Consider the following 18,229-nt stretch of genomic DNA (forward strand, 5'->3'; position numbering starts at 1 on the left):
TAATTTTATGAGCAAAGAAACCATTATCCGAGTGCGCGGCTATCATATGGACGGTTACGGCCATGTAAATAATGCCCGCTATCTGGAATTTCTAGAAGAAGCCCGTTGGGCATATTTCGAGCAACACAACCTGCTGCCGCTTTTACAGGGTGAAATGATGGTGGTGGCGCGCGTGGATATCCGTTACCGCCGCCCGTCAACGGCTGGTGACGAGTTGCGGGTAGAAAGTCGCATTATCGGCTTGGAACCGCGCCAAGTATTGTTGCAGCAAAATATTGTACTGACAGACAGCGGCAAAAACGTAGTCGAAGCAGAGCTGACTTTGGTTCCGGTGAGTAGCGAAACCGGCCGGGCAACCGATATGAACGAAAATTTATTCCAAGCATTGCAAAAACTAACTGATAACCAACCACCTGTATGAAAAAAGTATTGTTTCCCCTTGTGGCGCTCATCGTAGCTGCTTTATTAGCCGTTGTATTATGGCCGAAAAACCATCCGGCCCCCACTTTTTCATTGCAAAGTTTAGAAGGAAAAACGATAAGCAATGCCGATTTGCAGGGTAAGGTAACATTAATCAATTTTTGGTATCCTTCCTGCCCGGGCTGTGTCAGCGAAATGCCCAAACTGGTGAAAACCGCGCAGGATTATGCGGGTAAAGATTTTCAGATTTTGGCTATTTCCCAACCGTTTGACCCTTTAGATAGCGTTAAAAATTATGCTGCAAGCCGCGCATTACCATTTCAAGTGATGTACGATGAGGACGGTAGCGTAGGTAAAGCTTTCGGTACTCAGGTTTATCCTACTTCTGTGTTTGTCAACAAGCGGGGCGAGGTTTTGAAGACTTTTGTCGGCGAGCCTGATTTTGCCAAGTTGTATGAGGAAATCGATCGGGAATTGGCGAAGTAGTCTTGGTGAAACTTTGCAAAATCAGGTCGAGTATATTGCCCGGCCTGATTTTTTATTGTGTATGGTTTACTACTAAATATAGGCTATGAGGTTTGTTTTTCTGGGACAAGCATAGCGGAGGTAGATGATAGTTTCATCTAAATAAATGCCGTTTGAAATTTTCAGACGGCATTTTTATGATGGTAAGAGGGAAATTGGTTGTGGTTTAAAACACCAAATGTTTTAAATAATAAATTGCTATTAAGGGAGAATAAGTATATTTGCCAAATTAAAAAGTTTCAGACGGCTATTTATATAAATAGCCGTCTGAAACTTTTTAGGCATGCCGATACAAAGGTATTAATCTACTTGGGCAACGGTTACCGGAAGGTTGCGTACGGCTGCCAAGGTATTGCTGGCTTGCTGTTGTTGTTTGCGGAAGGCTGCCATATTGATTTGATCGAGCTTCGGTGTCGGTAGGGCAACAGTGGTTGGGTTGACCGGTTGGCCGTTGATTCGGGCTTCATAGTGTAGATGAGGGCCGGTGGAACGACCGGTGCTGCCGACATAACCGATGATTTCGCCGGCGCGTACTTTGCCGCTGGCAGTAGAAAATGCGCTCATGTGGGCATAGAGGGTTTCCACGCCGTTGCTATGGCGCAAAACAACAGTATTTCCGTAACCGCCCTGCCAGCCCTTGAAGGTTAATGTGCCGTCTGCCGGAGCCTTAATGGGTGTTCCGATTGGAGCGGCATAATCAATACCGGTATGCATTCTGACGGTGCGTAATACGGGATGGAAGCGAACGCCGTAAGGTGAGGAGATGCGGCTGTAGGCTACGGGCTGTACACTGAAGTTTTCTTTTTGCTGCAGCGCCTTACCATTTTGGTCGTAGTAACTGCCGCCTTGGTCATCTTCTTGACCGAAATAATAAGCCTGATAGGTTTTACCGTCTTTCACGATTTCGGCAGCCAAAATATCGCCGGTAGCCATCTCTTGGCCGCGGAAATAAAGGCTGTTGTAAAGCAAGCGGATGGTATCGCCGCTTTTGAGCGTGTTCAGATCAAAAAGATCAGCGAAAATCTCGCTTAAAGATTCGCGCACCTCCACCGGTATGCCGACTTGTGCCATCGCTCCGCGTGCAGAAGTACGGACAATCACCGAACGCAGTGAGGGCATGCTTTCCATCGGTAGTTCCGAAGCGGATGCCTGCCATTTGCCGTTTACTTTTTCGATGGCGACGAGGTTGCGCTCGCCGTTATCGTCGTCATTGAAAAACTGGATATCGGTAACGTCGCCGGTAGAGTCCAAACGCACACTAATGGTTTGGCCTGCACGCAGCTGCTTGAGTTTGGTGTCGACAGGGCTTTTGGCCAATACTTGTTTGATGCTGGCGGCGGGTACGTTGAGGCGGTTCAATACTTCGGTGAGCGTATCTCCGGGGCGGACGGCTTCTTCCGTCCAATAACTGCCCTGATAGGTTCCGGCATCGACGAAAACAGCCGGAAGTTCTTCCACTACACGTTCAGCTTGGTAAAGGTTGGGTCGGGGCAACGGCTCGGTTACAGCGTAGGCTGTCATGATGCCGGATACGGGTAGCAAGATGCCTAGCAGCGACCAGCGTATTGGTTTGTTATGCCAAAAGCGGCCTAAAAGATTAATCGTTTGTTTGGTCACTAAACTCTACTTCCATATTGGGCCGACGCGCAGGCAGCAGCAATACGGGCGGCGGGTGCGGGTCGGTTGGTTATGCGGCAGCACGATTTGAGAGGTGCTGCCAAGCGGAATCGGTGCCGTATGTTTCAAACGGCAGAAGCAGCCCGATAAATGGGCGGAGACTGCTATTATGGTGGCTATTGCCTTGATTTACACAGCAGTTTTCTGTTTTTTACATGAGTAAACAGTTTACCATAAAAGCTTAAGGCTGTATCGGAACAGCTCCTCAATGAAGCCGGATCCGTTAAATTCGACCTTCAAAACCGCAAGCGGTTCAGCGGTTTTTGCATAGGTGGTTTGCGGGAATGCGCGTAAAATAACTGCTTTGTTTACCAACGGTGGATATGTGATGCATCTGACGCTTGCTCTGCCTGCTTTGTGCCGGGATGGTTTGGAAAATGCGGGTGGTTTGGATTTGCCTGCTTTAAACAGTTTGTTGCGTTTTGGCAAATTTACCGCACATTCGGCTTTGCCGTCTGAATTTTATGCGAAATATTTGTGGCGGGGCAGTTTGCTGGCGGCTGCCAAACAGTCGCTCGGATTGGATGTCGGGCAAGCTGCGGTGTTTGCTTCACCGGTATGGCAGCAGATGGGTATGCATCACATGGATATGTTGGGAGGCGGGGCTGTCGGCATTAGCGAGGTAGAATCGGCAGAATTAATTGCGGATTTGAATGCGTTTTATCAGGCAGACGGCTGGTGTTTTTACGCATTGAGACCGGATTGGTGGTTGTTAACTTTACCGCAAGAGCCGGATTGGTGTGTGGCTCCGCTTCCGGATGCTTTGGGGCAGAATGACGGCACGGTACGGGCAGAGGGCAAGGATGCGGCCCAATGGTTGCAAATGCAAACGGAAATGCAAATGTTGTTGCATAACCATGCACTCAATAATGTGCGTGCCAGAGAAGGATTACCGGCGATAAACGGAGTGTGGCTGTGGCAGGATCTTGCAGGCGCGCTGCCGCTTGACTATCCGCTGTTGGGAAGCGACAGTATGTGGGCGCAATTTTATCCGGGGCAGCGTTTGGATGCGCCGTATGATTTGCAGGCGTGGTTTGCATATTTAGATGAGCAACCGGTTGCTGCTTCTCATAGCGTATTGTTTTTGGACGACTTGTCTGCTATGCGGGATACGGGTGATATTTGGTCCTATCAAAACTTATTGCTTGAGTGGGAACAACGTTTTTTTGCTCCGGCTTATGCGGCTTTGCAAACAGGCCGTCTGAAAAGTTTGCAGATTGCTACTGATGGTGTGTATGGCGGTGTGTTGTCGGTCGCGGCCAAACCCGGTTGGGCGTTTTGGAAGCGTAAAAAGATATTTTCGGGGCGTTTGGATTAATTGGAGGTATGGAAGTAAGTGGCCTTGAATGTTGGAAACTAAGGCATCAAGGTTTATTTGAAAAATATCACCGTTGATTAATTTGTGAGAATATTGTGCCGTCTGAAATCGTTTTCAGACGGCATTTTATCGTTGAGGCATTTGATGCGGTTTCGCGCTACAATAGCGGATTGCTTAAATCCGCAGTTTCAAAGTTATTTTTATTTCATGTCTGTAAAAATCCAAACCCGTTCTTATAACCCTGCCGTGTGCCAAACATTAATTGATGCCGGTGCCGATCCGTTGATGGCGCGTTTGTGCGCAGCGCGTGATGTGGTGCATCCCGATGAGTTGCACGATAAACTCAGCGGCCTACTGCCTTATCAGAGTTTGAGCCAATGTACGGCTGCCGCAGAGCGTTTGGCCGATGTTATATTGAGGCGCGAAAAAATACTGATCGTGGCCGATTATGATGCCGACGGTGCAACGGCTTGCGCTGTCGGTATCAAGGGCTTGCAAAGCATGGGGGCGGTGGTGGACTTTTTGGTGCCTAACCGTTTCGAACACGGTTACGGTTTAACGCCTGAAATTGCCGAACTGGCAGCCCGGCAAGGCGCGCAATTATTATTGACGGTGGATAACGGTATTGCCAGCTGTGCCGGTGTTGCCCGCGCGCAGGCTTTGGGAATGACGGTGATTGTTACCGACCACCATCTGCCGGCCGAGGCAGTACCCGATTGCATTACCGTGAACCCCAACCAGAGAGGCTGTACGTTTGCCAGCAAGAGTTTGGCAGGGGTAGGGGTGATTTTTTATGTATTGATGGCGCTTCGTGTCGAATTACGCAGCCGCGGTGTATTTGCGGCGGGTAAAGAGCCTAATTTGGGCGAATTGCTGGACTTGGTGGCATTGGGTACGGTGGCCGATGTGGTGCCGCTCGATCACAATAACCGTATTTTGGTATCGCAAGGGCTAAAGCGGATGCGCGCCGGAAAAATGTGCCCGGGTGTGCGGGCTTTGTTTGAGGTTGCCAAGCGTGACTGGCGCAAAGCCCAGCCGTTTGATATGGGTTTTGCTTTAGGGCCGCGTATCAATGCCGCCGGAAGATTGGATGATATGTCGGTAGGTATTGCCTGTTTGTTGGCGGAAGATAGCGAAACAGCGGCGGCGTTGGCGGCACAATTAAATGATTTGAATATGGAACGCCGTGAAATAGAGCAATCGATGCTGCAAGATGCGTTAAACGGTTTTCCTGAAATCCTACCTTCTGGGCAGAGCACGTTGGTAGCCTATCGTGATGACTTTCACCAAGGTGTAGTCGGGATTGTGGCAAGCCGTTTGAAAGACCGTTTTTACCGTCCGACAATTGTGTTCGCCCCAGCAGATAACGGAGAGGTGAGAGGATCGGGGCGTTCGATTCCGAAACTGCATCTGCGCGATGCTTTGGATATCGTCAGCAAGCGTTACCCTGATTTGATTTTAAAGTTCGGCGGACACGCCATGGCGGCGGGCTTGAGCATCCGTTATGAAAACGTGGCTGCATTTCAGACGGCATTTGACAAAGTGGTGGGCGAGTTGCTCAGCGAGGACGATTTGTCGCAAACCTTTATTACCGACGGCAGTTTGCCTGCTTCGGAAATTACGTTGGCGCAGGCACAGCATCTATCGATGCAGGTATGGGGACAGGGTTTTGCGCCTCCGAGTTTTACCGATGAATTTGCCGTTGTGCGTCAGCAGCCGATGGGTGTAAATCATAAAAAGGTGTGGTTGCAAAAAGAAGGTTGCGAATTCGAAGCCATGTTTTGGCGTTGCACCGAAGATATTCCCGAGCGTATCCGTACTGTATACCGCCCGGTAGCAAATGAATGGCGAAACCAAATCGAATTACAACTTTATATCGACTATTGGGAAGCCGCATAAATGTACCGCTTATATCGTATTTGATATAAAAAATGCCGTCTGAAATATTTCAGACGGCGTTTTTTTATATGAGGTTTGAATCTTTATGATTTGGCCGGTTTGTTGCCGCAGCACATCAGTACGATATAACCGAGCAAGCCGGACAGGGCTGAGCCCAAGAATACACCGACTTTACTGAAGTCTTGCAATTGTTGGCTTTCAAAAGCTAATAATCCGATAAACAGACTCATGGTAAAACCGATACCGCACAGCAATGCTACGCCGTAAACCTGCATCCAGGTCGCTCCTTCGGGTAATTTGGCCCAACCGAGTTTGTTCATCAGCCAAACCGTACCGAAGATACCCAACTGCTTACCGACGAGAAGGCCCAAAGCAATACCCAACACTACAGGTTCGACTAGCACCGACGCACTGAAGCCTGCAAATGATACGCCTGCATTGGCAAAGCCAAACAGCGGTACAACTAAAAAAGATACCCAATTTTGTAAACCGTGTTCCCACTTCAGTAATGGCGCTTCTTCAATACTGTCATGTACGCGCAGTGGAATGGTAAAGGCCAGCAATACCCCCGCCAGAGTCGCATGGATACCTGATTTCAGAATAAAGAACCACAGTAAAACACCCAGCAGCAGATAGGGAGTGGTTTTTAAAACACCTTTCAAGTTCAAGGCTGTCAGTATGGCCAGCGTTACTGCTCCCAATCCTAAATACATCAGCGACAAATCGGCAGTATAAAACAGAGCGATGATCACAATGGCTGCCAAATCATCCATGATGGCCAATGCTGTTAGGAATATTTTCAACGATACCGGTACGCGCTTGCCTAAAAGTGCCAATACGCCCAAGGCAAAAGCAATATCCGTAGCTGCGGGAATCGCCCAGCCGTTTGCCGCTTCTCCGCTGCCTGCATTGAATGCCAAATAAATCAGTGCGGGTACTGCCAAACCACCCATTGCCGCCAAGCCGGGCAACAGTCGTTTGCTGTTATTGTCCAGCTCGCCTTGTAAAAGCTCACGCTTTACTTCTAAACCGACATACAAAAAGAATACGGCCATTACGGCATCATTAATCCAATGTAAAACGCTTAAGCCTGCCACATAGCTTTCCAATACACCGAAATATGCTGCTGCAGCCGGAGAGTTGGCAGCAATAATGCCCAGTAATGCCGCTACCATCAGCGTAATACCGGCTGCAGGCTCGGATTGGAAGAAGTGGACGAGTTTCTGCTTCATCTATTTTTATCTCTTTCTTGGTTGTTTGATTTTTAAAGATAATAACAGAAGATGCTGAATTTTAAAAACGATTGATATGAAAATATGGATTTTTGTCGGATTTTCTATTAAAGATGATAGCGGTAATGTAGATCTTTAACATACCAAATTAATAATATGCATTATATTAAATTAAATAATTAATTGCTTATATGATACATATTTTTATGGCATAAACTTTTGTTTGCGTTTTAATGATGCTGGAATAAATATATTATTCTGGTTATTATTTAAATTTAAATTCCAATTAAAATGATTTTGTTGGAATTTAAATTTATTTTTTAGATATTAATTAGATGGTAAAGAAATAAAATATCATCTTGTATACTTTAATGATTAGAATAATTACTTTATTGTTTTGATGCTCTTTGCTAATTTGAGCAGAAATAAAAACCATCACTTAATCACTGGATCACAGGGAAGAATGCGGCTACTGTTTTTTTAATCCATTTAAAAATAGTAGCTGCTTTTATCGAGACCGGATGATACCGCCTGCCGGCAGTCAGTAAGTTGAATGAGCTTACAAGACTTAAATAATGAAGTGGTTTTATTATCGTTACGAGGTTGGCATCTGAAATTGCATTATTTATCAACAATAAGGAAAGTATTATGTATTCAAAGCATATTTCTTCTACTTCATTGCGGGCTATCCATCGTAAAGAATTAGCAGCAATCCTGGCTGCCCTATTTGCTGTTCCTTCAGCAGCAATGGCGGCTGGAGCAGAGCAGTATTTCAGCGTGTATAGCACCAACAGTAACGTTGAGTCACATGCCAACGCTACGGGCAATTATTCAGTTGCGGCCGGTACATGGTCGATTGCTTCGGGCACTGCCGGTGTTGCGGTAGGTTCTGAGTCCTCCGCTACTAAAGAATCTACTATTGCTATCGGCGCACAAGCAAAGGCAACTGCTATTTCGGCAACCGCAGTAGGCGAGCAAGCTAATGCATCCGGGGCAACTGCTACTGCTGTCGGCCGTCAAAGTACCGCAAGCGGCGGACAAAGCCTTGCAGCCGGTTCCGAATCTAAAGCCACCGGTCAACTCTCCACAGCCTTGGGAACTAATTCCCAGGCTTCTGGTAATCAATCAATTGCAGTTGGTGTGGCTACTCAAGCTGATTCGGATAATGCAACAGCCGTCGGTAATCAATCTAAAGCTACCGGTAAATCTGCATTGAGCCTGGGTTCTGCTTCTTCTGCTACCGGTGCTGTTTCAACTGCTGTGGGTTCTGAAGCCGCGGCGTTAAACGGAGCCGATACTGCATTGGGTCGTAAAGCGACTGCCAGCGGTGGGCAAAGTACCGCTGTAGGTTCTGCTGCAGAGGCGAGCGGTGTTATGTCACTCAGCGCTGGCGCCGGTTCGAAAGCAACCGCTTCCCAAGCTGTTGCTTTGGGCCGTGGAGCTGTAGCTGACCAAGCAAGTTCTGTTGCTTTGGGTTCGGCTTCTGAAACTGCGCCAGTAGTACGAACTACCAGTGCTACGGTTAACGGTATTGCATACAGCGGTTTTGCAGCTACAGCACCTAACTCTACCGTAAGCGTAGGCAAGGTAGGTGCCGAGCGTACCGTAACCAATGTGGCGGCAGGCCGTATTACAGCCGACAGCACTGATGCTATTAATGGTAGCCAGCTATATATGGTTGCTGATCAAGTGGGAACCAATGTAATCAATATTGCAACCAATACGACCAATATTGCTAAAGGTTTAAATTTTGCTGGAGACAGTGGTACATTTAACAGACAGCTGGGTGATACAGTGAATGTTGTAGGTGACGGTAAAAACATTACTACAGAAGCGTCTGGCAGTACTATTGCTGTTAAGATGAGTGACAATCCGATCTTTAACAGAGTAACCGCTACTGCTGTTAACGGTAGTACGGTTAATGTCGGTTCCGGTTTAAATGTCAGCAACGGTGCGACGGTAGATATGGGTAACAATGTTATCCGTAATGTGGGGGCGGGTGAAATCAGCAGTACCAGCACTGATGCCGTTAACGGTAGTCAACTGTATGCTGCTACTCAAAATATCAACAATACTCTAAGCAATCGTATTGACCAAGTAGATGACGATTTGCGTGCCGGTATTGCCGGAGCAACTGCAATTGCATTCCTGCAACGCCCGAACGAAGCCGGCAAAAGCATGGTATCTGTAGGTGTCGGCGGTTATCGCGGTGAGCAGGCATTGGCTGTCGGTTACGCGCGTAATTCAGACAACAATAAATGGTCTACCAAAGCGGGTGTAGGCATCAACACCCAGCGCCACCTAAACTGGGGTGGCAGCGTTGGTTACCAGTGGTAAAACCGTAAAAGGCAGGCCGTTTGATGCTGGTATTTTCAGACGGCCTGACGACACCGAATAAAGAAATTTAAGGATAAAATAATGAAACTGATTAAATTGATGCTACCTTTGGTTGCTGCTGCCACTTTGGCAGCCTGCGGAAATTTGAGCCATGTAAGCCGTGAAGGTACCACCGATAATCCCGTATGGCCTAACCCTGAGAAAACCACTTTCCGTCATAACGGTACTCAAAATGGTTCTTGGCCGAATTGGGATAATGTGCGGATGATTGAATCGGGTATGAATAAAGACCAAATTTATGAATTGATCGGCCGTCCGCATTTCAAAGAGGGTTTGTACGGTGTGCACGAATGGGACTACCTGTTCAACTATCGTGAAAACGGTGAGCATAAAACCTGCCAATACAAAATTTTGTTCGATAAAGACATGAATGCCCGTTCGTTCTTCTGGCTGCCTGAAGGTTGCGGTCCGAAACCTAAAGAAACGGTGCGTGAAGTTATCGTTCGTGAAATAGAAACTTCATCAAAACCGATCCGTCAATAAATAGGAAGGTTAATGTTGAAAAAAGCATTGTGGTTGATGCTATTAAGCCTGGGCGTTAGTGCCCGGGCTTTTGGTATTGAACAGCCGGCTTCAGGCGTGGTGGTAGATACCGGCCGGGCCGAGCTGTGTATGAAAGGGCAGTGCTATCCCGTGTTGGTCGGTGCAGCTACTCCCAAAGGTGATTTTCCTCTGCAATTAATACGAACCACCCGTAAAGGTTACGGGGGAGATGTATTGAAGTTTAAAGAAACAGAGAAATTTATTTTTGCGATACATCGTGTTTGGACGGGTAAACCGTCTGAGCGCAGGATGGAGCGGATTGTTTCTCCGAATGCTGAGGATCGTAAAATGACGAACGGCTGTATCAACGTAACAAGTGATGTATATGAGCTGCTAAAGGCTTATAAAAAAGTTACCATACGATAGTTCAGTACATAAAAAACAGGGCTTTGGGTCCTGTTTCTGTTTTGGTACGGTAGGCATCATCAATATACTAGTAGTGTATTGTTTTTGAAGTTTTTTAATTGGTTTAACAAGAAAAGCACAATACCGATAGTACTGTGCTTTGTGGGTAGAGTATAAGCAGAGATACGCTTGATTTTATTCTTCGTTGAGCAAACGTTCCACTTCTGCAATATAGCCTTTCATAGCATCTTCGGAAGACATTCCTTGCAGATTGCTCCAAGCTTCGTATTTCTTTTTAGCCACCAGATCGAACATGCCGGGTTTGTCGCCCTTCACATCACCTTCGGTAGCTTGTTTATAAAGCGAATAGAGTTTAAGCAGGGTAGCATTGTCGGGGCGTTCGGCCAAGCTGACGACATCGGCTTGGGCTTGTTCGAATTGTTGTTTCAAATCGCTCATGGCGTGGCTCCTGTTGTTGGTTGCTGCATGTTAAACATTGATACTTTTAGGCTTTGTATCATGTTTTCAGACGGCTCGGAAGTATTTTGATGGAGTGATTATTCGACTGTTGTCAAAGTTGCAGATACATGCGGTAGTTGATCAGTACCTCATTTTCCCGGGCAATATGGTTTTCACGGAGATTGACAAAACCGTGGCGTTGGAAAAATGGTAAGGCGGCTTTGGAAACATCCGCATACAGCTTGCCGCAACCTTCTTGTAGGGCCATTGTCGCAGCATGTTTGAGCATTACCGAAGCAATACCTTGTTGCTGGTGGTGAGGGTGGACATATAAGCAGTTGAGATAGCCGCCGGGCAGATATTCGAGCAAACCGACAGCCATACCGTCGCGTTCCGCTAATACGGGACGGGTGCGCGGTATACGTATTTTCCAAAACGGAGAAGTGCCGGCATCCCTTGCCCATGCGGCCTTTTCAGCTTCGGTATAGAGGCGCGGATCCACGGCATGGACGGCACAGTTGTAAATATCGGCTAATACGGCGGCATCGTTGAGGGTGGCGGTACGGAGTTTGACATTCATGGGTATTCCCTTAAGCGGATTTTCTCTGTGTGTGGTACGCCGAGTGTATTTTCAATTATCTTAAAAACAAACGGTATCTGGATTCAATCAGGGTTGCCGGGCAATAGGGCGGTGACCAGACGGTATATAGCCGGCTGAAGTGCCGGAATGCAGATAAACAGTGTAATCGTGTACAATAATAATGTTAAGTTTCTGCAAAGTGAAAATTTTAAAATAAAAAACTGTTGTAAGGCAGTATAGGAAGATCATGAAACAATCTTTACAAAATTTAAAGCCGCTCGAAGCACTTTGGGTCGCGGTGTTGGTGATCTCGGTAGTCGGTGTAACCATGATAGGATTTGGTTGGATGCCGCATTTATCGATTATTTTGGTATTGTGCGGCTTGATGGTTTATGGCCGTATCCGCGGTATCCGCTTCCAAGACATGCAACAGCAGATGGCTGAGGGTGTGATGTCGGGCATTGGTGCGATTTACCTATTTTTCTTTATCGGGTTGTTGGTGTCGGCATTAATGATGTCGGGTACGATCCCGACCATTATGTATTACGGTTTTGATTTGATTTCTCCCCGTTATTATTATCTTTCGGCATTTCTGCTGACTTCGATAGTAGGCATTGCCATCGGCAGCAGTTTAACGACGTGCGCCACCTTGGGCGTGGCGTTTATCGGTATGAGCCAGGCATTCCAAGCGGATCCGGCGATTGCGGCGGGCGCGATTGTATCGGGTGCGTTTTTCGGCGATAAAATGTCACCGCTTTCCGATACCACCGGTATTGCCGCATCGATTGTCGGTATCGACTTGTTTGAGCATATCCGCAATATGATGTATACCACCGTACCGGCATTTGCATTAACCGCTCTGTTTTTATGGCTGCTGGCCGGGAATACGGGCGGCAGTATTGACAGTATTACCGCCATTCAAAACCAATTGCAGCAAAGTGGTTTGGTACATTGGTACTCGTTGCTGCCTTTGGCGGTATTGTTGGTTTTGGCACTGCGTAAAGTAGGCGCGATTTATACCATTATGGCTACCATTGCCGTCGCATTACCTTTAACTTATCTGCATAGCAAGCCGGGAGTAGGAGAGTTGGGAAACTGGTTTTTCAACGGTTATACGCCTGCGGTAGATTTGGGCGACGTGGGCCGTTTGATTTCCCGCGGCGGTATCAGCAGTATGTTTTTCACTCAAACCATCGTAGTATTGGCTTTGAGTATGGGTGGTTTGCTGGCGGCATTGGGCGTATTACCCGCTTTGCTTGATGGTATCCGCCATTTGCTCCATAGTACGGGCCGTGTAACTTTTGCCGCCGCTTCTACCGCTTTGGGCGTAAATATTTTGGTAGGCGAACAATATCTCAGCCTGCTGCTGGCCGGTGAAACCTTCAAGTCTGTTTATGACAAGCTCAATTTACATCCGCGCAATTTGTCGCGTACTTTGGAGGACGCGGGTACGGTGATTAACCCACTGGTACCCTGGAGTGTGTGCGGTGTGTTTATCAGCCATGCTTTGGGCGTGCCGGTATTGGATTATTTGCCGTATGCGTTTTTCTGTTACTTATGCTTGTTGTTGACTTTATTATTCGGTTTCAGCGGCATTACGCTTAGCCGTAAAGAAAATTGATGCAAGGCCGTCTGAAAAAACAAGTTTCAGACGGCCTCTTTAAACAGATTTGTTCACAATACGCCAAAATTTGGAAGAGAGTTTTCCGGCAGATATACCGGGATTTTTACGTAAGGGAGACGCGTATGACTTACCAATACCGCCAACGCTTGCCCGATACACCGTTAGATATTATCGGTGATGTGCACGGCGAGGCTGAAGCTTTGTTTGCCTTGCTGGATCATCTCGGTTATCGGGCAGACGGCAGCCATCCCGAAGGGCGGCGCTTGGTTTTTGTGGGCGACTTGTGCGACCGCGGCCCCGACAGCCCGCGTGTATTGGCTTGGTTCAAACAGGCACATGATGCAGGGTTTGCCTATATGGTGTTGGGTAATCATGAACTCAATGCTTTGGTGGGCGACCCTAAAGACGGTTCGGGTTGGTATTTTGATGCCCGCCGTGAAAAAGATGATGCCCTATACGCACCGTGGCGAGTATTGCCCGAAGCCGAAAAGCCGGAATTGGCGGCATGGCTGGCACAACAGCCGCTGGTGTTGGAACGGGAAGACTTGCGTATCGTACATGCGGCATGGCTGCCTGAAAGTATGGAAAGGCTGGAGGCCGCCGGAGGTGAGGATTTACGCACCCAGTACCGCCGCTATGATACCGAGTTGAATAATATCTTGGCTCAAGCTCCTTGGTACGGCGACTATTTGGCAGAACAGCAATGCTATGCCGAAGCCTGCGAAAATCCCGAAAAGCTACCGCCGCCGATGCCTGCAACCGCGGCTTATGAATTGCAACGCAGCCGCCTGCATCCGATACGCGCATTAACCAGCGGCGTAGAAGAACCGGCGAAGGCGCCGTTTTATGCCAGCGGGCGTTGGCGTTTTACCGCGCGTTGCGCTTGGTGGCAAAATTATCACGAAGAAACCCCGGTAGTGATCGGTCATTATTGGCGGCATTGGTATCCGAAAGCTCCCGATCCGCACCGTGAAAATCTGATGCCGTCTGAAAACAATGCTTGGCACGGTGTCCGCGGTAATGTGTACTGTATCGATTATTCGGTAGGCTCCCGCTGGCGAGACCGTAAAAACGGCACCGCAGCGGCAGACTCTACCTTCCGGCTTGCCGCGCTGAGGTGGCCGGAGAAAACCTTGGTATTCGATAACGGTGAAACTACTCCCACAGTCAGCTGTTGATGCTAATGCGGAAATCTGCCGCGTTTAAAATAAAAAGGCCGTCTGAAACAAGGTTTTTCAGACGGCCTTTCATATATTTATTTGCTTTAGGGCAGCGAACCGTTGGTTTCGGTGCCTGTCATACGTTGTTGCAGAATAACGGCGATTTTTGCCATCAACACATCAATGGCGACATTATTTTGTTCGTCGCACGGGATAATAATATTGGCGTAACGCTTGGTCGGCTCAACGAATTGGTTGTGCATCGGGCGTACTTGGTTGATGTATTGGCCGACAACCGAGTTGATAGAGCGTCCGCGTTCAACATAGTCGCGCTGCATACGGCGGATAAAGCGCAAATCGGCATCGGTATCCACATAAATTTTAATATCCATCAAGCTGCGGACTTTCTCATCATAAAGAGCCAAAATACCTTCTAAAATAATCACATCTACCGGCGGTTGGTGTTTAGTGTGGGCGGCACGGTTGTCGGCGGCATAATCGTATTGCGGCAACTCTACCGCTTGACGCTCGAGAAGTTGCATCAGTTGGCTGTAAAGTAAATCGTTGTCAAACGCACAAGGGTGATCGTAATTCTGACGGCGGCGCACTTCGGGCGAGAGGTGCGATTGGTCATTGTAATAATAATCTTGTTCGATAATGGTGATCGGGTGGCCGCTGAAACGTTGGTAGAGCGTGCGGGAAACTGTAGTTTTGCCCGAGCCGGAACCGCCGGCGATACCGATAATAATAGGTTTGTTCATGATAGCGATATAGTAAATAGCGATATAGTAAGAAGTGAAACGGAAGGCTGCGGCAGATTGAAAAGGCCGTCTGAAAACACAGGCGGTTTATCTGTCGCGGCAAATACGTTAGTATAACGGCTTTGCTGGCAGATGGTCAGCCTGTTCTCGGACTGTTTACGGGGGAAATCATGATAACGTGGGAGAAAACAGGCCGTTTGCTTTCCGATTTGCTCATGCACAGCGAGCTGATGCAGTCGTTGTTGCTGATCGTGGGTGTGTTGCTGGTACGTGCTGTGGTGGTGCATACGCATTTCCGCCGCCATCCTGAAATGGGTATCGAGGACAAACGCCGCTGGGTAGTGGTAAGCCGTAATTTGACGCTGATTTTATGTATTATCGGCCTGATAGGGGTATGGGCGGCGCAAATCCAAACCTTGGCACTTTCTATGTTGGCGGTGGCCGCCGCCATCGTGTTGGCGACCAAAGAGCTGATTATGTGTTTGTTGGGCAGCTTGCTGCGAGCCTTTACCAAACAATATTCGGTGGGCGATTATATCGAAGTGGGCGGCTTGCGCGGGCGGGTGGTCGATATCAATCTGCTTAATACACTAATGATGCAAATCGGGCCGCATCCCTTGGTAGGACAGCTTTCCGGAAAAACCATATCTTTTCCCAACAGTTTGCTGTTGTCACAACCGGTACAGCGCGATAACGTGTTGGGCGCGTATGTGATTCATACGTTTGAGCTGCCGGTGCCGCTGAATTTGGATCCAGAGGCCGTTTCCCAGCCGATAACCGTTTCATTGCAAAAGATGTGCGCGCCGTTCATTGAAAATGTCGAGCGGCATTTGGAGCAGGTGCAAACCCAAAAACTTTTCATCACACCGGCTGCCCATCCGCGCATTACTTATGTGCCGCATGACGATAAAGTCTATCATTTGGTGGTGCGTTTTGCCTGTCCTTTGCATAAACGATTGGAAATACAGCAAAATATAATTGATGAGTTTATGCGCGTGCAACACGGTTTGATCAATTCGGATCACAACCGGCCACTTTAAGTATGACCGTAAATCCGCTCTTAAAAACATGCCGTCTGAACAATTTTCAGACGGCATGTTTTTAATTGATTTAGTACAAAAAGCGGTATGGTTGGTAAAGAAAGTGGCAAAATCAACGTTATAATTATTCGATAATATTCAATAAGCCTGAACTTAAGGAGAAACTCATGGCGTTTAAAACAGATGCCGAGATTGCCCGTTCCGCCCAAATGCGCCCGATTGGCGAAATTGCCGCCGCTCTGGGTTTGCAGGCCGAACAATTCGAACCCTATGGCCGCTACAAGGCCAAAATAGACCCGCAGCATATTTTTTCATTGCCGCCTAAAAAAGGCCGTTTGATTTTGGTAACTGCCATCAATCCTACGCCAGCAGGAGAAGGTAAAACCACCGTTACCATTGGCTTGGCAGATGCGCTCAACCGTTTGGGCAAACAAGCTGTTGTCGCCATGCGCGAACCTTCGCTCGGGCCGGTATTCGGTATCAAAGGAGGCGCGGCAGGCGGTGGTTATGCCCAAGTATTGCCGATGGAAGACATCAACCTGCATTTCACGGGTGATTTCCACGCTATTGGTGCTGCCAACAACTTGTTGGCAGCTATGCTCGACAACCATATCTATCAGGGCAATGCTCTGGATATCGACCCCAAGCGTGTATTGTGGCGGCGTGCCGTCGATATGAACGACCGCCAGTTACGGAATATTATCGGCGGTATGGGGAAGCCGACGGATGGGGTGATCCGCCCGGACGGATTCGATATTACGGTTGCTTCCGAAGTGATGGCGGTATTCTGCTTGGCCCGTGATTTGGCGGATTTGAAAAACCGTTTGGGTAATATTTTGGTAGCTTATACCAAAAGCGGCGAGGCGGTTTATGCCCGTGATTTGAAAGCCCACGGTGCGATGGCAGCTTTGTTGAAAGACGCATTAAAGCCGAATTTGGTACAAACCATCGAAGGTACGCCGGCTTTGGTGCACGGCGGCCCGTTTGCCAACATTGCTCACGGCTGTAATTCGGTTATCGCTACCCGTGCGGCGAGCTATCTGGGTGATTATGTGGTAACCGAAGCGGGTTTCGGTGCCGATTTGGGTGCGGAAAAATTCTGCGATATCAAGTGCCGATTGGCAGGGCTGGTTCCTGATGCCGCAGTCATTGTGGCAACCGTACGCGCTTTGAAATACAACGGCGGCATGGAGCGTGCCAAGCTGGGCGAGGAAAATTTAGAGGCATTGGGACAAGGTATGCCCAACCTGCTGAAACACATCCGCAACCTGAAAGAAGTTTTCGGCCTGCCTGTCGTTGTGGCTTTAAACCGTTTTGTTTCCGATACCGAAGCAGAATTGGATTTGATTCGGCACGCATGTGCCGAACATGGCGTATCGGTGGCTTTAACCGAAGTGTGGGAAAAAGGCGGTGCAGGTGGTGCTGATTTGGCTGAGGCGGTGTTGGATACTATTGCTTCGCAGCCCAAAGATTTCCGCTTTGCCTATGATGTTGAAGAACCGATTACCGATAAGATTCGCGCTGTTGCACAAAAAATATACGGTGCGTCAGATGTTGATTTCAGCGGCGAAGCTTTGGCGGAAATCGAGAATCTGAAAAAGCTTGGTTTGGACAAGTTGCCTGTTTGCATGGCGAAAACGCAATATTCCCTCAGCGATGATCCCAAACGCTTGGGTGCGCCCGAGGGTTTCCGTATCCATGTCCGCAGTATCGGCGTGTCGGCAGGTGCGGGTTTTATCGTTGCCTTATGCGGCAATATGATGAAAATGCCTGGTTTACCCAAAGTGCCTGCCGCCGAAAATATCGATGTGGATGCCGAAGGTAACATTCAGGGCTTGTTTTAAACGGCGGATGATTGGGTAGAAAAGCGATGAATGCCGCATTAATCAATGTCGAAGGGTTTGCTTTTATCCGTGCAGTGGTCGGATGGCTGCTGTTGGCGGCAATCAGCAGGCAAACTTGCAGGCAGGGTAGCTTTTTTCATGCTTATCCGCACATATTGGCTTTGTTTTCTACATTGGTTTGTATCAGTTTGATCAGAAATCCGCCGGTTTCCGAGATTGGGTTGTTCGGCGTATTTTTACTGTGCGCCGCTGCTTTGGTAGCTGGTTTTGTGCTGTCGTTGTTGCGGAAATAGTCTGATGATTTGTGAGAGGCCGTCTGAAACAGCACCGTAAAGGTGCTGTTTTTATTACGAGCAAGGTTTGAAAAAAGGTTTATAATATCAAGCAAAGCTGATTTCAGTGCTG

Annotated in this window: 18 protein-coding genes; 12 read left to right on the forward strand and 6 right to left on the reverse strand. The window is 48.1% G+C overall.

The features are described 5' to 3' along the window. The first annotated feature begins 7 nt into the window (after window positions 1–7). Both ACEPPX_RS08245 and ACEPPX_RS08250 read left to right on the forward strand, forming a co-directional pair. Window positions 8–421, forward strand: a complete 414-nt coding sequence (locus ACEPPX_RS08245) for an acyl-CoA thioesterase (RefSeq protein WP_047760832.1) — start codon at window positions 8–10, stop codon at window positions 419–421. Further along, window positions 418–906, forward strand: a complete 489-nt coding sequence (locus ACEPPX_RS08250) for a peroxiredoxin family protein (RefSeq protein ID WP_047760833.1) — start codon at window positions 418–420, stop codon at window positions 904–906. The genes ACEPPX_RS08245 and ACEPPX_RS08250 overlap by 4 nt, the downstream gene beginning before the upstream one ends. 339 nt (window positions 907–1,245) lie before the next feature. On the opposite strand, the gene ACEPPX_RS08255 is transcribed toward ACEPPX_RS08250, so the two are convergent. After that, on the reverse strand, window positions 1,246–2,562 hold the full coding sequence (locus tag ACEPPX_RS08255) for a M23 family metallopeptidase (protein ID WP_416623632.1): 1,317 nt from the start codon (window positions 2,560–2,562) through the stop codon (window positions 1,246–1,248). Between the two features lie 6 nt (window positions 2,563–2,568). Next, on the reverse strand, window positions 2,569–2,691 hold the full coding sequence (locus ACEPPX_RS08260; RefSeq protein ID WP_280520228.1) for a hypothetical protein: 123 nt from the start codon (window positions 2,689–2,691) through the stop codon (window positions 2,569–2,571). Between the two features lie 259 nt (window positions 2,692–2,950). Between ACEPPX_RS08260 and ACEPPX_RS08265 the strand changes: the two genes are divergently transcribed. Both ACEPPX_RS08265 and recJ read left to right on the forward strand, forming a co-directional pair. Next, window positions 2,951–3,940, forward strand: a complete 990-nt coding sequence (locus ACEPPX_RS08265; protein ID WP_416623633.1) for a hypothetical protein — start codon at window positions 2,951–2,953, stop codon at window positions 3,938–3,940. Window positions 3,941–4,147: 207 nt separating this feature from the next. After that, a complete protein-coding gene (recJ, locus tag ACEPPX_RS08270) occupies window positions 4,148–5,839 on the forward strand; it encodes a single-stranded-DNA-specific exonuclease RecJ (protein ID WP_416623634.1) in 1,692 nt (563 codons plus the stop codon). Between the two features lie 83 nt (window positions 5,840–5,922). Here recJ and nhaA read toward each other — a convergent pair whose 3' ends face one another. Further along, window positions 5,923–7,071 (reverse strand): Na+/H+ antiporter NhaA, encoded by a 1,149-nt coding sequence (gene nhaA, locus ACEPPX_RS08275; protein WP_416623635.1) that lies wholly within the window; start codon window positions 7,069–7,071, stop codon window positions 5,923–5,925. A gap of 648 nt (window positions 7,072–7,719) precedes the next feature. Between nhaA and ACEPPX_RS08280 the strand changes: the two genes are divergently transcribed. The 3 genes from ACEPPX_RS08280 (at window position 7,720) to ACEPPX_RS08290 (ending at window position 10,377) form a co-directional block, all read left to right on the forward strand. Further along, window positions 7,720–9,408, forward strand: coding sequence for a YadA-like family protein (locus ACEPPX_RS08280; RefSeq protein ID WP_416623636.1), 1,689 nt, complete (start codon window positions 7,720–7,722; stop codon window positions 9,406–9,408). 81 nt (window positions 9,409–9,489) lie between these two features. Further along, a complete protein-coding gene (locus ACEPPX_RS08285; protein WP_416623637.1) occupies window positions 9,490–9,951 on the forward strand; it encodes an outer membrane protein assembly factor BamE in 462 nt (153 codons plus the stop codon). Between the two features lie 12 nt (window positions 9,952–9,963). Next, on the forward strand, window positions 9,964–10,377 hold the full coding sequence (locus tag ACEPPX_RS08290; protein WP_047760839.1) for a hypothetical protein: 414 nt from the start codon (window positions 9,964–9,966) through the stop codon (window positions 10,375–10,377). Between the two features lie 174 nt (window positions 10,378–10,551). On the opposite strand, the gene ACEPPX_RS08295 is transcribed toward ACEPPX_RS08290, so the two are convergent. Together ACEPPX_RS08295 and ACEPPX_RS08300 are read right to left on the reverse strand one after the other, a co-directional pair. Continuing rightward, a complete protein-coding gene (locus ACEPPX_RS08295; RefSeq protein ID WP_047760840.1) occupies window positions 10,552–10,815 on the reverse strand; it encodes an acyl-CoA-binding protein in 264 nt (87 codons plus the stop codon). A gap of 112 nt (window positions 10,816–10,927) precedes the next feature. Beyond that, window positions 10,928–11,395: a GNAT family N-acetyltransferase gene (locus ACEPPX_RS08300; protein WP_416623638.1), complete on the reverse strand. Its 468-nt coding sequence runs from the start codon at window positions 11,393–11,395 to the stop codon at window positions 10,928–10,930. Between the two features lie 247 nt (window positions 11,396–11,642). Here ACEPPX_RS08300 and nhaC point away from each other — a divergent pair, with 247 nt between their 5' ends. After that, a complete protein-coding gene (nhaC, locus tag ACEPPX_RS08305) occupies window positions 11,643–13,016 on the forward strand; it encodes a Na+/H+ antiporter NhaC (RefSeq protein WP_416623639.1) in 1,374 nt (457 codons plus the stop codon). 125 nt (window positions 13,017–13,141) lie between these two features. Continuing rightward, a complete protein-coding gene (locus ACEPPX_RS08310) occupies window positions 13,142–14,197 on the forward strand; it encodes a metallophosphoesterase (protein WP_416623640.1) in 1,056 nt (351 codons plus the stop codon). Window positions 14,198–14,283: 86 nt separating this feature from the next. Here the strand turns inward: ACEPPX_RS08310 and udk are convergent, their stop codons facing one another. After that, complete coding sequence (udk, locus tag ACEPPX_RS08315) at window positions 14,284–14,940, reverse strand: uridine kinase (protein ID WP_416623641.1); 657 nt, start codon at window positions 14,938–14,940, stop codon at window positions 14,284–14,286. A gap of 170 nt (window positions 14,941–15,110) precedes the next feature. Between udk and ACEPPX_RS08320 the strand changes: the two genes are divergently transcribed. From ACEPPX_RS08320 to ACEPPX_RS08330, 3 genes are all read left to right on the forward strand, one after another. Beyond that, window positions 15,111–15,980, forward strand: a complete 870-nt coding sequence (locus ACEPPX_RS08320; protein ID WP_416623642.1) for a mechanosensitive ion channel domain-containing protein — start codon at window positions 15,111–15,113, stop codon at window positions 15,978–15,980. Window positions 15,981–16,147: 167 nt separating this feature from the next. Continuing rightward, the gene (locus ACEPPX_RS08325) at window positions 16,148–17,824 is read left to right on the forward strand and encodes a formate--tetrahydrofolate ligase (RefSeq protein WP_416623643.1); all 1,677 of its coding nucleotides are present in this window, start codon (window positions 16,148–16,150) and stop codon (window positions 17,822–17,824) included. Window positions 17,825–17,850: 26 nt separating this feature from the next. Beyond that, a complete protein-coding gene (locus tag ACEPPX_RS08330) occupies window positions 17,851–18,117 on the forward strand; it encodes a hypothetical protein (RefSeq protein WP_416623644.1) in 267 nt (88 codons plus the stop codon). The last annotated feature ends 112 nt before the right edge of the window (window positions 18,118–18,229 follow it).

Origin of the sequence: Neisseria sp. S1 (assembly GCF_048060015.1) — a bacterium.
Lineage (GTDB): Bacteria > Pseudomonadota > Gammaproteobacteria > Burkholderiales > Neisseriaceae > Neisseria > Neisseria arctica.